The following is a 13348-nucleotide window of genomic DNA, read 5'->3' as shown; positions in this document are numbered from 1 at the left end:
GTGTGTCGATGGCCGTCGTGCATTGCGACGCCGCTTGCGCCAATGGCACATTGCGAATAAAAACATTCTTTGCCATTGCGGAGGGAACATGGCCAGAAAGGAAACCGGGGACATCGCGGCCGGTCGGCTGATGCCGGCACAACTCGCGACGAATTTTTCCGACGTGGCGCCGCCGCTCGATCGGCAACGCGCACTGATCGAGGCCAGTCGTTGTCACTTCTGCTACGACGCGCCCTGCATCCAGGCCTGCCCGACGGCGATCGACATCCCGGGCTTCATCCGCGCCATCAGCACCGACAATCTCGTCGGTGCGGCGAGCAAGATCCTCGACGCCAACATTTTCGGTGGCCAGTGCGCGCGTGTCTGCCCGACCGAGATCCTGTGCGAAGGCGAATGCGTGCGCAATGATCCGGAAGACAAGCCGGTCGAGATCGGCGCGCTTCAGCGGTACGCGACCGACTGGGTGTTCGAGCAGGACGTGCAGCTGTTCACGCGCGCCGAACGCACCGGCAAGCGCATCGCCGTGGTGGGCGCGGGTCCGGCCGGGCTGGCTTGCGCGCATGCGCTGGCACTGCGCGGGCACGAGGTCGAAGTATTCGAGGCGCGCCCGAAGCCGGGGGGTCTCAACGAATACGGGATCGCGGCCTACAAGGTCGTCGATTTCTCGCAGCGTGAAGTCGAGTGGTTGCTGTCGATCGGCGGCATCCGCGTGCAATACGGCAAGGCGCTCGGGCGCGACCTGCAATTGTCGCAACTGCGCCGCGAATACGATGCCGTCTTCCTCGGGCTTGGCCTTGCCGGCGTGAACGCGCTCGGCATCGCCGATGAATCGCTGCCCGGCGTGCGTGATGCGGTCGACTTCATCGCCGAACTGCGTCAGGTCGCGGACAAGGCGGCGTTGCCGGTCGGGCGACGCGTGGTGGTGATCGGAGGCGGCAACACCGCGATCGACGCGGCCGTGCAGAGCAAGCGGCTCGGCGCCGAACGCGTGACCCTGGTCTATCGCCGTGGCGCCGACGCGATGAGCGCGACCGACCACGAACAGGCGTTCGCGCAGTCCGAAGGCGTGCACGTGATTCATTACGCGCAGCCGACCGAACTGATCGAACGCCATGGCGTGGTCGCCGGCATCCGCTTCGAACACACGCGCATCGACGCCGGAAAGCTGATCGGTTGCGGCGAATTCTTCGACCTCGATGCCGATGTCGTGCTCAAGGCGATCGGACAGGTGATGCGCAGCGACGGACTGTCCGAAGCAGGCGTCGAACTGTTGCGCCTGCACAAGGGCCGCATCGCCGTCGACGCGAACTTCGCGACCAGTCTCGCCGGCGTCTATGCCGGTGGCGACTGCGTCGGCGGCAAGACCGATCTCACCGTGCAATCGGTGGCGGATGGCAAGCATGCCGCCGCCGCGATCCATGCCCATCTGACCCAGGCCTGAGGAACGTCACATGGCCGATCTATCGTGCAATTTCGTCGGCGTGACATCGCCGAATCCGTTTTGGCTGGCGTCCGCGCCGCCCACCGACAAGGCCTACAACGTCATCCGCGCCTTCGAGGCCGGATGGGGTGGCGTGGTCTGGAAGACGCTCGGGCTCGACCCGCCGGTGGTCAACGTGAGTTCGCGCTACGGCGCCGTGCAATGGAACGGCCAGCGCATGGCCGGTCTGAACAACATCGAGCTGATTTCCGACCGTCCGCTCCGCACCAACCTCGACGAGATTCGCGAGGTGAAACGGGCGTGGCCGGATCGCGCGATGATCGTGTCGCTGATGGTGCCCTGCGACGAGGCGAGCTGGAAATACATCCTGCCGATGGTCGAAGACACCGGTGCCGATGCGGTCGAGCTGAATTTCGGTTGTCCGCACGGCATGAGCGAACGCGGCATGGGCGCGGCGGTCGGGCAGGTGCCCGAATACATCGAGATGGTCGCGCGCTGGGTGAAGCAACACTCGAAGCTGCCCTGCATCGTCAAGCTGACGCCGAACATCACCGACATCCGCTGGCCGGCGCGTGCGGCGCACAAGGGCGGCACCGATGCGGTGTCGCTGATCAACACGATCAATTCGATCACCACGATCGACCTCGATCTGATGGCGCCGACCCCGACCGTCGACGGCAAGGGCACGCATGGCGGTTACTGCGGACCGGCGGTACGCCCGATCGCATTGAACATGGTCGCCGAGATCGCGCGCGATCCGCAGACGGCGGGTCTGCCGATCAGCGCCATCGGCGGCATCGGCACCTGGCGCGACGCCGCCGAATTCATCGCGCTCGGCGCCGGCAACGTGCAGGTCTGCACCGCAGCGATGCATTACGGCTTCCGCATCGTCGAGGACATGATCAGCGGCTTGTCGAACTGGATGGACAGCAAGGGCTACAAGACCATCGAGGACTTCCGCGGCCGCGCCACGAAGAACGTCACCGACTGGAAATTCCTGAACCTGAAGTACGACATCAAGGCGCGCATCAACCAGGATCTGTGCATCCAGTGCGGGCTCTGCCACATCGCCTGCGAGGACACCGCGCATCAGGCGATCCTGCGCGAGAAGGACGGCAAGCGCCATTTCGAGGTGGTCGACGCTGAATGCGTCGGCTGCAACCTGTGCATGCACGTCTGCCCGGTCGACGACTGCATCACGATGGAACGCGTCGACGATGGTTCGTTCCAGAACTGGACCACGCACCCGAACAATCCGATGGCGGAGAAGGCCTGATGCGGTCGAAGGCGATGGACTACGACAGGGCGCCGCCGGTCAGTCTGGATCTGATCAACCAGGATCTGATGCCGACCGCGAAGAACGACCGGACCTGGACCTGGTACCACTACACCGCGTTGTGGATCGGCATGGTGATGTGTATCCCGTCCTACACGCTGGCGGCTGGCCTGATCGACCAGGGCATGTCGCCCTGGCAAGCGGTGTCGACCGTGCTGCTCGGCAATGCCATCGTGCTGGTGCCGATGTTGCTGATCGGCCATGCCGGGGCGAAGTACGGCATTCCCTATGCGGTGCTGGTGCGTTCATCGTTCGGCACGCAGGGCGCCAAGGTGCCGGCGCTGTTGCGCGCCATCGTGGCCTGCGGCTGGTACGGCATCCAGACCTGGTTCGGCGGTCTGGCGATCTACACGCTGGTCAACATTCTCGCGTTCGATGCGCTGAAGGGTGCACCTTTGCCCTGGTTCGGCATCGACGCCGGACAGCTCGGCTGCTTCGTCGGGTTCTGGTTGCTGCAGCTGTATTTCGTCGTGCACGGGACGGAATCGATCCGCTGGCTGGAATCGATTTCCGCGCCGATCAAGATCGTGATCTGCGCGCTGGTGGTGTGGTGGGCATTGAATGCCACCGGAGGCTTCTCCGAGATCATGGCCGCACCCTCGCAGTTCGAGCCGGGCGGCAAAAAGGAAGGCCTGTTCTGGCACACGTTCTGGCCGTCGCTCACGGCGATGGTCGGGTTCTGGGCGACGCTGGCACTGAATATTCCGGACTTCACGCGATTCGCGCGTTCGCAGCGTGACCAACTGGTGGGCCAGAGCATCGGTCTGCCCTTGCCGATGGCCCTGCTTGCGCTGATGTCGGTGATCGTCACGGCGGCGACGGTGGTGCTGTTCGGCAGCGCGATCTGGGACCCGGTCGAGCTCGCCGGCCGCTTTTCCGGCCTCGCCGTCGTGCTGGCGCTGTTCTTCCTGACCCTGGACACGATGTGCTGCAACCTGGCGGCCAATCTCGTGGGTACGGCCTACGATTTCTCGAACCTGTCGCCGCGCCGCATCAGCTATCGGGCCGGCGCGCTGATCACGGCCGGCATCGCCCTGCTGGCGATGCCCTGGAAGATCTTGGCCAGCACCGACGGCTACATCTTCACCTGGCTGATCGGCTATTCGGCCCTGCTCGGCCCGGTCGCCGGCATCATGCTCGTCGACTACTTCATGATCCGTCGCATGCAGCTGGATACCGAAGAGCTCTACAAGGAAGGCGGCCGCTACAGCTATCGCGGCGGCTGGAATCCGGTCGCTTTCCTCGCATTGATTCTCGGCGTGCTGCCGAACCTGCCCGGCTTCCTGCACGCTGCCGGATTCGTCGAAACGGTGCCTGCGATCTTCGACGCGATCTACGCGTATGCATGGTTCGTCGGTCTGTTTGTCGCTGCGGCAATCTATCTTCTGTTTTCGAAGCGAGAGAAATGATGGACACCCTGATTCGTGGCGGCACCCTGATCGATGCCGAACTGAGCGTGCGCGGCGACCTGCTGATCCGCGATGGCGTGATCGCCGTGGTCGGCGAAGACCTCGAGGCACCGAATGGCGCGCAAGTGATCGATGCCGGTGGCCAGTACGTGATGCCGGGCGGCATCGATCCGCACACGCACATGGAACTGCCGTTCATGGGCACGGTGGCCTCCGACGACTTCTACTCGGGCACCGCGGCGGGTCTGGCCGGCGGCACCACCAGCATCATCGACTTCGTCATTCCGAATCCGCAGCAGTCGCTGCTGGCGGCGTTCCGTGAATGGCGCGGATGGGCCGAGAAAGCCGCCGGTGATTACTCCTTCCACGTCGCGGTGACTTGGTGGGACGATTCGGTGCATCGCGAGATGGGTGAGCTCGCCACGCTACACGGCGTGTCCAGCTTCAAGCACTTCATGGCCTACAAGAACGCCATCATGTGCGACGACGAAGTGCTGGTGAACAGCTTCACGCGTTGCCTCGAACTCGGCGCCTTGCCGACCGTGCATGCGGAGAATGGCGAACTGGTGTTTCGCCTGCAGAAGCAGTTGCTGGCGCGTGGCATCACGGGGCCGGAGGGGCATCCGTTGTCGCGGCCGCCATCGGTCGAAGGCGAAGCCGCGAACCGCGCCATCCGCATCGCCGAAGTGCTCGGCGCGCCGCTGTACATCGTGCACAACTCGGCGCGGCAGTCGCTCGAAGCCATCGTGCGTGCGCGCAACGAAGGTCAGCGCGTGTTCGGCGAGGTCCTGGCTGGACATCTGGTCATCGACGACTCGGTCTATCGCGACAGCGATTTCACTCGTGCCGCCGCACACGTCATGAGCCCGCCGTTCCGCGCACCCGAGCACCAGAAGGCGCTGTGGCAAGGCCTGCAGGCCGGGCATTTGCACACGACCGCGACCGACCATTGCTGCTTCTGCGCGCCGCAAAAAGCAGCGGGCAAGGACGACTTCACCAAGATTCCGAATGGCTGCGGCGGCATCGAGGACCGCATGTCGGTGCTCTGGCATTACGGCGTGAACAGCGGCAAGTTGACCCCGAACGAATTCGTCAAGGTGACCAGTACGAACGCGGCACAGATCTTCAACCTGTACCCGAAGAAGGGCTCGCTGCGCATCGGCGCCGATGCCGACCTGGTGGTCTGGGACCCGAACGGCTCGCGCACGATCTCGGCGAAGACCCACCACCAGAACGTCGACTACAACATCTTCGAAGGCCGTACCGTCCAGGGCATCGCCACGCACACCTTCACCCGCGGCCACCTCGCCTGGATCCACGGCGACCTCCGCGCCCAACGCGGCCACGGCCGCTACGTCCCGCGCCCGTTGGGTGGCACCTATTACGAGGCGGTGCGCAAGCGAACACCGTGAACGGGTAGGCGCTCGTCAACCGATCCGGATCGTCCGCGTTGTGGGTGTTCGAAGCCGACCGAAGGCCAAGGTCGCTTCGTCATCCCACAATCGGAGAAACGATCATGTTCAATAAGACCTTGTTGGCGTTGGCGCTGGCCGCCGCGTCCCTGACGGCCAGCGCGCTGACGTTCGAGCGCACGACCACGATCAGCGATGACTTCAATGGCCGCGCCATCATCCAGTCGGCGGGTGCGCTCGGCGAAGACAGCGGCAGCCGCGTCGCGGAAGCCCGCTTCACCAACTTCCATCCGCGCGCCGAGACCCGCTTCGTCGATGGCACCGTCTCGCGCGAAGTGGTGCGCGACGGAGAATTGGTGACCGTGACCTACGATGGCGCGATCACCCTGTCCGGAAATGCCGGCGGCAACAACGGCAACGGCAATTCGCAGCAGGTCACGATCAGCTTCGTCGATCTGAAGATCGTGAAGAATGCCGAGGAAGGCCCGGACCTGTCGGGCCAGCTGGTCGTCAACGGACAGACCCTCGATGCCGCCACGGCGCCCGCGCAGGTGCGTGCGGTGCTGCTCGGGCTGCTGCGCTTCTTCCGCGTCTGACGACGTCGCGCCGGGCGCGGCAGAGACCGCCGCCCGGCGTCCCGATCCGGCGTCAATGCGTCGGATCGGACTCCTCGAAGTTTGCGTACAACAGCTCATCGTCGGTCCATGCGCCGCGATACATCTCCACGGTGCTGGCGACATCGCGCAGGACCCTGGCGCTGTCGGCGACATTGCTGACGCCGAGCGCGCGACCGCGCACCGGTGGTTCGGGATCGGTCAATTCCGGATTCGAGAAGTACGGCACTTGATGGCAGGGCGGGGTGCCGCCGCACAGCCCGATGTTGGCCATCACGGTCACGAATCCCTCGGGATAGCCCGCGGCGCTGTCGACATATCCGATATGGCCCTGAGCCCAGGCATAGGCGCCGCCACTCGGGCCGCTGCCGCCATGGTCGAGACCCATCACGTGACCGACTTCGTGCGCAAACGTGTAGTAGTTCAGACCGTAGCTGCGCGTGACCAGCGCGAACGCGAAGGGCGCATTGTCGACGCTGACGGTATTCGGCATGTAGGCACGGCCGCTGAAGTCGCTGTGTTCCACCAGCAGAACCACGATGTCGGCGCCGGCCGCATCGCGCGCCTGGGCAACGCTGGCGTCATTGGCGAATTGCTGGAGCAGGACGGCGCTGTCGATGCCGTCGTCGTAGCCGACGTAATGCAGGCCGGCCAGCGTGAACTGGATGTCGGACGCCACGCTGCTCGCGTAGATGGTGTTCAATTGTCCGACCATGAATTGCGCCGCCGAGGCCAGGTCGGAGGTGCTGCCCGATGCGGTCGCCACTGCACCCGTGTAAGCCACGAGGATGCGGATGTCGATCGCCTGGCTCAGCGATTTCGGTGGCGCCGGTTGCGTCGGCGAATGGGTCTGGATGCGCGGTGCGGGGGTCTCGACATCGCGGTGCGTGTCGAAGCGGCTGCTCAGCGACAGCACGGTCCGACCGCGTTCCGACGACAGGACGTAGTGGTCAAGTCCGACGTGGAAGTCGCCGTGCAGTCGGCCACCCTGCGTCGTCAAGGTCACCGGCTTGCCGCCGGCGCGGCCATGCCAGGTCAAGCCGCCGTCGTGCACTTGCTGGTCGAGCCGGTCGGCCTGGATCGGTGCGTGGCCGGGCAGGTTCAAGGTCAGTGTGTGGGCAGCGGCGAGATCGAGCCCGGGATCGACGGTGACGACCCACGCACGCTCTTGCGTGAGCGAGGATTTCGCCGCTTCCGCGTTGATCGTGAACAGTGCGGTCGCCGATGCCGAGATCGTTCCTGCGGACGCGAGCAGGGCCAAGATCAAGGACTGCAGTGGACGGTTCATGGTCGTTGCCTCCGATGAAGGTCGCGAACACGATGCAACACATCGCGTGCCACTCATCGGGCAGAAAAAAATATTCTCGAATCAATGACTTGAGTTGTCCTTTCGGCCGCCTGAACGGGCGCCTTGCATGCCGGCCGACAGGGCTTCCTTCAATTTGCAGCCGCTGCAGCCGCGAGGTAACGGTCAAGGCTGGCCTGGGCGGCCGGGCGCGTGGCGCCACCGTAGATCTGCTGAAACAGCGCGACGGCTTCTCGCTGTGCCGTTACGGCGTCGTCGTGGCGAGACAACGCGAACAAGGCCGCCGCACGGGATTCCAGGGCCTGCGCCTGTTCGTCATGGGAATTGGGGAATCGTTCGCGCAGCTCGGCGAGCGCGAGGTCGGCTTCGGCCAGAGCAGCTGCGCCATTGCCGCGCAGGGCGTCGGCGCCTGCGCGATTGGCGCGGATGGTCGCGCACATCAGGTTGTTGGTCGCACCGGTTTCGCGACATTGGGCATAGGCTTCCTCGAATGTCGCGAACGCCAAGCCGACTTCGCCGCGACGTCGTTGACTTTCGCCGAGTTGGCGAAGGGCACCGAGGAGACTGGTGTCGGTGTCGCCATTGCGACGGAGCATCGCGATCGCATCCGTCAGCATCTGCTCGCCCTGCGGCCAGTCGCCTTTCTGCACGTACTGCCAGCCATGGCTGGCCAGGGCGCCGGCCAGCCAGGGATGATCTGCGGGAAGATTCTTGCGCGCGATCTCGAGCCGCCGCGCGCCGACGGCGAACTCTTCGTCGAACGCGCCACGGTGCGCGAGCACCTGTTCAAGGCTGGACAACAGCATCGCCAGCGGCGCCGCATTCTTGCCCTGATTGGCCTCGGTGAGCGCAACGACCTCGCGGATCAGCGGCTCGGCCTCGTCATATTGTTCCTGGTCGATCAGCAGGATCGACAGGTTGTACAGCGCTGCCAGATGCACGGTGCTGCCACTGCGATGCTTGGACAGCAGGTCGGCGGCACGCCGCGTGTTCGCCGTGGCGGTCACGAGGTCGCCTTCGCCGCGCTGGACGGCCGCCATCGAACTCAGGGCGTTGGCGAGCGCTTCCGGGTCGGTCTCGGCGCTCTGTTCGAGAATGCCGATGGCGCGCTGAAGCCGCTGCTTGCTGCCGTCGTCGCGACCGCGGAAATGTGCCACCACCGAGAGGTTCAACAGCGACTCGGCGACCGCGGGATGGTCAGGCCCGTGGGTCTTCTCCGCGAGCGCGAGCGCACGCTTGAACAGCGTTTCGGCCTCGTCGAACCGGCCCTGGTTGGCGAGGATCTCGCCGAAGTCATCGAGCAGGTCGACGCGCAGGCTGGGGTCGTCGACCAGTTCGGTGTCGATGCGCTTCAGTGCATCCTCGAAGGCTTCGGTCATCGTCAAGGCACCGCGTTCGTCACGGCGCAGCGGATCCTCCTGCTGGAAGACCGACATCAGGAACTCCTTGACGCGCTTCGTCCGCGCACCGAGTTCCGTCGCACGCAGCAGATGTGCTTCGGCGCGTTGTGCCTCGGCATCGGCGCGATGCGCCTGCGCACGGGCGAGGTCGGCTTGCCAGAGCGCGAAGCCGAGGCCGCTGACCAGCGCCATCACACTCACCAGTGCCGCAGCCACCCCGCCACGATGACGCCGCACGAACTTGCCGACGCGATAGCTCAAGGTATCCGGTCGGGCGGCGATCGGATGGCCATCGAGGTATCGGCGCAGATCGTCCGCCAACGCGGCCGCCGAGGCATAGCGACGGTCGGGCTCCAGCGCGAGCGCCTTGAGCGTGATCGTGTCGAGGTCGCCGGCCAGCGCGCGCAGGCGAATGCTGGTCTGCCCCTGTGTTCCGGAGGCGCTCGGTGCCACCGGCGAGACCTGCACTGCCTGATGCAAAGTCGCGAGGGTGCCGTCACGCCGTGCTTGCGGCAGGGTGTCGGTGAGTAGCTCGTAGAGCATCAATCCGAGCGCATACACATCGGTGGTGATGCCGACCGGCTCGCCGGCCAGCTGTTCGGGAGTCGCGTAAGCCGGCGACAGCAGTCGCACGCCGGTGCCAGTGAGCGCGCTGGTCTCGTCCTGATCGAGCAGCTTGGCGATGCCGAAGTCGAGCAGGCGCGGGGCGCCGTCCATGGTGACCAGCACGTTCGACGGCTTCAGGTCGCGATGCACGATCAGGCGCCGATGCGCATAGTCCACCGCATCGCAGACGGCGAGCAGCAGTTCGATGCGCGAGCGGAGCCCGAGCGAGCGGCCGCGCGCGAACTCGGTGATCGGAATGCCGTCGACCAGCTCCATCGCGAACCAGGGCAGCCCGTCGCCACTGAGACCGCCATCGATCATGCGCGCGATGCCCGGATGTTCGAGGCGCGCCAGAATGCGCCGCTCCTGCACGAACCGGCGCACGATGTCCTCGGAGTCGAGACCGCGGCGCAGCAGCTTCAGCGCGACGATCTGATTGAAGCCGTCGGCATCGCGAACGGCACGATAGACATCGCCCATGCCGCCGCGACCGATGCGTTCAACCAGCCGATAGGAGCCGATGCGTTCGTTGCTGCGGTCGAGCCGCGCATGTTCCGACTCGTGTTCGACCACCGCGGTCAGCGGCGCGGCGCGATCGAGCAAGCCCTGCGCGGCATCGGCCGCAAGCAGGGCGCGCACTTCGGCCGCCAGCGCCGGGGACGTCTCGGCCAACGCCTGCAGTGCCTCTGCGCAGGCCTCGGTCGAGAGTTCCGACAACCGCTCGAATTCCTGCAATGCGCGGCGTGCGTCGACGCCGGATTCAGGCGCTGGCATCGGCGCCGCCCGCCAGTTGTCGATGCAGGAATGCGCGCGCCGTGCGCCAGCGACGTTTCAGGGTCCGCTCCGAGGTGCCCAGCAGCGGCGCGATCTGATCCAGCGGCAAGCCGGCGAAATAGCGCAGTTCGACCAGTTGCACCGCCTCCGGATCGATCGCTTCGAGTGCCGCCAGGGCGCGGTCGAGCTCGAACAGCTGGCCATCGTCGGACAGGTCGGCGGCATCGTGAAGCAAGGTGTCGAGCGCGGTGATGTCGAGGCCGCCGCCGCGCTTCTCGGCGTGCTCCCGGCGCATGCGATCGATCGTGATCTGGCGCATCGCACGTGCCGCGATCGCGAAGAAGTGCGCGCGCGAATTCATCTCGACATGCTCCGCGGCGGCGAGACGCATCCACGCCTCATGCACCAGCGAGGTTGCGCGCTGCGGATCCTTGCCTGGACTGGCGCGCGGCGATGTCGTGCAGATCGGTGTAGATGCGCTTGAAGACGCGATCGGCGGCGACGCGATCGCCGGCAAACGCCTGCCCCAGCCACTCTGTGATTTCACCCATGCATGCGCTCCCGGACCGGGCCGATGTTGCCATGGGTCCGCCGAAGGCGAATGCCGGCCTGCGTCACCGATCATCAAATGCACGTCGATCCTGATGCCATCGCCAACCTCCGTTGACTGCGCACACGAAGCCGCGGGGGAAACCGGGCCACGACATCGCTACACTGCGCGGGCGAAGTCGGCCAGACCGTCGCGGTGCGCAAGCATCGAGGAAAGTCCGGGCTGCACAGGGCAGGGTGCCAGATAACGTCTGGGCGGCGAGAGCCGACGGAAAGTGCCACAGAGAACAGACCGCCGAACGGCGCCGCGAGGCGCGCGTGGCAAGGGTGAAACGGTGCGGTAAGAGCGCACCGCGCGCGGGGTCAACGCCGCGTGGCATGGCAAACCCCATCCGCAGCAAGATCAAATAGGGGAACGATACGGCGGCCCGTCGTGTTCCCGGGTAGATCGCTTGAGGTACGTGGTGACACGTTGCCCAGAGGAATGACGGTCCACGACAGGACCCGGCTTATCGGCCGGCTTCGCACTTCATCCCAAAGGAGCGGCCTTCAGCCGCTCCTTCTTTTTTTGGCCGCAAAAATTCCCTGCCACAGTTCTTGACGCCCTCTTCTCACGGGTCTAAGGTGGGTTCCCGTGAGAAAAACGGGAATTCCGTGGGTTTTAGTGGGCCGATATGTTCCAGGGCGAGACTGCCATCACGATCGACGACAAGGGCCGGATGTCCATTCCGACGGCCCATCGCGAGCTGATTGCGTCGCAGTGCGGGAATCGCCTGGTCTTCACCTACAACCCGTTCGAGCAGGGCTGCCTGTGGTTGTTGCCGGTGCGCGACTGGGAAAAGGTCCGCGACGAAGTGAACAGCCTCAGCCGCACCGTGGCCGCCCATCGCAATCTTCAATTGAAGCTGGTCGGTGCGGCGATGCATGTCGATGTCGACGCCAATGGTCGTGTGCTGGTGCCGGCGAGCCAGCGCGGCGCGACCGGTCTCGGCAAGAACGCCGTGCTGCTCGGGATGGGATCGAAATTCGAGTTGTGGGCGGAAGAAGCGCATCAGCGCCAGATCGCGATGACGATCGGCGAGAGCGCGGTCACGCCCGAGATGTCGAAGCTGAGTTTGTGAACGGCGGCGCGATCAAACGCGACGTCGGACGGAAGGAAGGGCAGATGGGCGTGCACGTACCGGTGTTGCGGGACGAGACGCTCGCAGCGCTCGCGGTCCGGCCGGACGGGGTTTACCTCGACGGCACCTTCGGGCGCGGCGGGCATGCGGGCGAGATCCTCGCGCGGCTCGGACCGGCCGGTCGCCTGCTGGTGATGGACAAGGACCCGGAAGCGATCCGGGTCGCGGCCGAATGGGCTGCGCGTGATCCGCGTGTCGCGTATCGACACGACAGTTTCGCGACGCTGGCCGATTGGGACGCGACTGCGGCTGGACTCGACGGCGTGTTGCTCGATCTGGGCGTTTCTTCGCCACAAATCGACCAGCCCGAGCGCGGATTCAGTTTCCAGAATGACGGGCCGCTCGACATGCGCATGGACCCCACCCGGGGCGAGAGCGCGGCCGAGTGGATCGGCAGGGCCAGCGAGCGCGAGATTGCCGATGTGCTGTTCACGTTGGGCGAGGAGAAGCAGAGCCGGCGCATCGCCAAGTGCATCGTGGCGGCACGCCAGGTCGAGCCGATCACGCGGACCGCGCAATTGGCTGCGGTGGTGGCGAAGGCGCTCGGCGGTGGCGGCTGGATGGCGAAACATCCGGCGACGCGCACATTCCAGGCGCTGCGCATCGCGGTCAATCGCGAACTGCAGGACATCGAAGCCGGCCTCGACGGCGCGGCTTCGCGATTGAAGGCAGGTGGACGGCTGGCGGTGATCAGCTTCCATTCGCTCGAAGACCGCATCGTCAAGCGATTCATGCGTGGCGATGCCGAAAAAGTACCGGTGCGACGCGGCTTGCCGCCCGCACCGGAAGCCGTGCTGCGTTTCCGCGTGATCGGGAAATCCGTGACCGCCGGTGATGCGGAGTTGTCCGTCAATCCGCGCGCTCGCAGCGCGGTGTTGCGGACCGCGGAGCGGGTGCGATGAGCGACCGTGCTGCGGTGATGGCGATGTTGCTGGTTGCCTGTGTGGCCAGCGGCATCAGCGTCGTCAGTGCCAGGCAACAAGCCCGGCACGCGTTCATCGAGTTGTCGAAACTCGAGAACGAACGCGACGAATTGAATACGGAGTTTGGGCGACTGCAGCTCGAGCAGGCGACCTGGACCGACACAAATCGACTCGAGCAGATCGCCCGCGGGCAACTGGGCATGGTGTTTCCAGGACCTGCGGAAACCGTGGTGATCAGAAACTGAGGAAGCTGTGGCTGTGAGGGGGAAGAAGACTCACGCCAACACCCGGCAGGGCCGTCAACTGCCGGTGTGCCGCCGTGGTCCGTCGTTCGCGATGGGCGCGGATCGTCGTGCGTACCGGGAAACGGGACGCGCGCGCTTTCTGTTGTCCGCGA

At 65.4% G+C, this 13348-nt stretch carries 12 protein-coding genes and 1 other RNA gene; 9 read left to right on the top strand and 4 right to left on the bottom strand.

Annotation, left to right across the window (positions count from 1 at the left end; all coding sequences use genetic code 11):
• The first annotated feature begins 88 nt into the window (after positions 1 to 88).
• The 5 genes from IPP28_16710 (at position 89) to IPP28_16690 (ending at position 6194) form a co-directional block, all read left to right on the top strand.
• Positions 89 to 1441, top strand: coding sequence for an NAD(P)-dependent oxidoreductase (locus IPP28_16710; GenBank protein ID MBL0042639.1), 1353 nt, complete (start codon positions 89 to 91; stop codon positions 1439 to 1441).
• Between the two features lie 10 nt (positions 1442 to 1451).
• Positions 1452 to 2717, top strand: coding sequence for an NAD-dependent dihydropyrimidine dehydrogenase subunit PreA (preA, locus tag IPP28_16705; protein MBL0042638.1), 1266 nt, complete (start codon positions 1452 to 1454; stop codon positions 2715 to 2717).
• Positions 2717 to 4186: an NCS1 family nucleobase:cation symporter-1 gene (locus IPP28_16700; GenBank protein MBL0042637.1), complete on the top strand. Its 1470-nt coding sequence runs from the start codon at positions 2717 to 2719 to the stop codon at positions 4184 to 4186. The genes preA and IPP28_16700 overlap by 1 nt, the downstream gene beginning before the upstream one ends.
• Entirely contained in the window at positions 4186 to 5598 is a 1413-nt protein-coding gene (hydA, locus tag IPP28_16695; protein MBL0042636.1) for a dihydropyrimidinase, read from the top strand. Before IPP28_16700 ends, hydA begins: the two co-directional genes overlap by 1 nt.
• A gap of 104 nt (positions 5599 to 5702) precedes the next feature.
• Complete coding sequence (locus tag IPP28_16690; protein ID MBL0042635.1) at positions 5703 to 6194, top strand: hypothetical protein; 492 nt, start codon at positions 5703 to 5705, stop codon at positions 6192 to 6194.
• 52 nt (positions 6195 to 6246) lie between these two features.
• Here IPP28_16690 and IPP28_16685 read toward each other — a convergent pair whose 3' ends face one another.
• The 4 genes from IPP28_16685 to IPP28_16670 all read right to left on the bottom strand — a co-directional run bounded on the left by IPP28_16685 (position 6247) and on the right by IPP28_16670 (position 10849).
• Positions 6247 to 7500 (bottom strand): hypothetical protein, encoded by a 1254-nt coding sequence (locus tag IPP28_16685; GenBank protein MBL0042634.1) that lies wholly within the window; start codon positions 7498 to 7500, stop codon positions 6247 to 6249.
• Positions 7501 to 7649: 149 nt separating this feature from the next.
• Entirely contained in the window at positions 7650 to 10298 is a 2649-nt protein-coding gene (locus IPP28_16680) for a tetratricopeptide repeat protein (protein ID MBL0042633.1), read from the bottom strand.
• Entirely contained in the window at positions 10285 to 10689 is a 405-nt protein-coding gene (locus IPP28_16675; protein MBL0042632.1) for a sigma-70 family RNA polymerase sigma factor, read from the bottom strand. Before IPP28_16675 ends, IPP28_16680 begins: the two co-directional genes overlap by 14 nt.
• 7 nt (positions 10690 to 10696) lie before the next feature.
• Positions 10697 to 10849 carry a hypothetical protein gene (locus tag IPP28_16670; GenBank protein MBL0042631.1) on the bottom strand — a complete coding sequence of 51 codons (153 nt, stop codon included), beginning with the start codon at positions 10847 to 10849 and terminating at the stop codon, positions 10697 to 10699.
• Between the two features lie 173 nt (positions 10850 to 11022).
• Here IPP28_16670 and rnpB point away from each other — a divergent pair.
• The 4 genes from rnpB (at position 11023) to ftsL (ending at position 13196) form a co-directional block, all read left to right on the top strand.
• An RNA gene (rnpB, locus tag IPP28_16665) (RNase P RNA component class A) lies at positions 11023 to 11375 on the top strand.
• Positions 11376 to 11521: 146 nt separating this feature from the next.
• The gene (gene mraZ / locus IPP28_16660; protein ID MBL0042630.1) at positions 11522 to 11968 is read left to right on the top strand and encodes a division/cell wall cluster transcriptional repressor MraZ; all 447 of its coding nucleotides are present in this window, start codon (positions 11522 to 11524) and stop codon (positions 11966 to 11968) included.
• 44 nt (positions 11969 to 12012) lie between these two features.
• Entirely contained in the window at positions 12013 to 12930 is a 918-nt protein-coding gene (gene rsmH, locus IPP28_16655; protein ID MBL0042629.1) for a 16S rRNA (cytosine(1402)-N(4))-methyltransferase RsmH, read from the top strand.
• Complete coding sequence (gene ftsL, locus IPP28_16650) at positions 12927 to 13196, top strand: cell division protein FtsL (GenBank protein MBL0042628.1); 270 nt, start codon at positions 12927 to 12929, stop codon at positions 13194 to 13196. The genes rsmH and ftsL overlap by 4 nt, the downstream gene beginning before the upstream one ends.
• Positions 13197 to 13348 lie beyond the last annotated feature (152 nt).

Source organism: Lysobacterales bacterium, assembly GCA_016721845.1.
In the GTDB taxonomy this organism is placed as follows: domain Bacteria; phylum Pseudomonadota; class Gammaproteobacteria; order Xanthomonadales; family Ahniellaceae; genus JADKHK01.
This window is presented reverse-complemented; position numbering and strand designations above follow the sequence as displayed.

Bases quoted from the DNA above. Each gene is read 5' to 3' on its own strand.
- preA (MBL0042638.1), top strand. From the start codon at position 1,452: ATGGCCGATCTATCGTGCAATTTCGTCGGCGTGACATCGCCGAATCCG.
- IPP28_16685 (MBL0042634.1), bottom strand. From the start codon at position 7,500: ATGAACCGTCCACTGCAGTCCTTGATCTTGGCCCTGCTCGCGTCCGCA.
- IPP28_16690 (MBL0042635.1), top strand. From the start codon at position 5,703: ATGTTCAATAAGACCTTGTTGGCGTTGGCGCTGGCCGCCGCGTCCCTG.
- IPP28_16700 (MBL0042637.1), top strand. From the start codon at position 2,717: ATGCGGTCGAAGGCGATGGACTACGACAGGGCGCCGCCGGTCAGTCTG.
- rsmH (MBL0042629.1), top strand. From the start codon at position 12,013: ATGGGCGTGCACGTACCGGTGTTGCGGGACGAGACGCTCGCAGCGCTC.
- hydA (MBL0042636.1), top strand. From the start codon at position 4,186: ATGGACACCCTGATTCGTGGCGGCACCCTGATCGATGCCGAACTGAGC.
- IPP28_16680 (MBL0042633.1), bottom strand. From the start codon at position 10,298: ATGCCAGCGCCTGAATCCGGCGTCGACGCACGCCGCGCATTGCAGGAA.
- IPP28_16670 (MBL0042631.1), bottom strand. From the start codon at position 10,849: ATGGGTGAAATCACAGAGTGGCTGGGGCAGGCGTTTGCCGGCGATCGC.
- ftsL (MBL0042628.1), top strand. From the start codon at position 12,927: ATGAGCGACCGTGCTGCGGTGATGGCGATGTTGCTGGTTGCCTGTGTG.
- IPP28_16675 (MBL0042632.1), bottom strand. From the start codon at position 10,689: ATGCGTCTCGCCGCCGCGGAGCATGTCGAGATGAATTCGCGCGCGCAC.
- IPP28_16710 (MBL0042639.1), top strand. From the start codon at position 89: ATGGCCAGAAAGGAAACCGGGGACATCGCGGCCGGTCGGCTGATGCCG.
- mraZ (MBL0042630.1), top strand. From the start codon at position 11,522: ATGTTCCAGGGCGAGACTGCCATCACGATCGACGACAAGGGCCGGATG.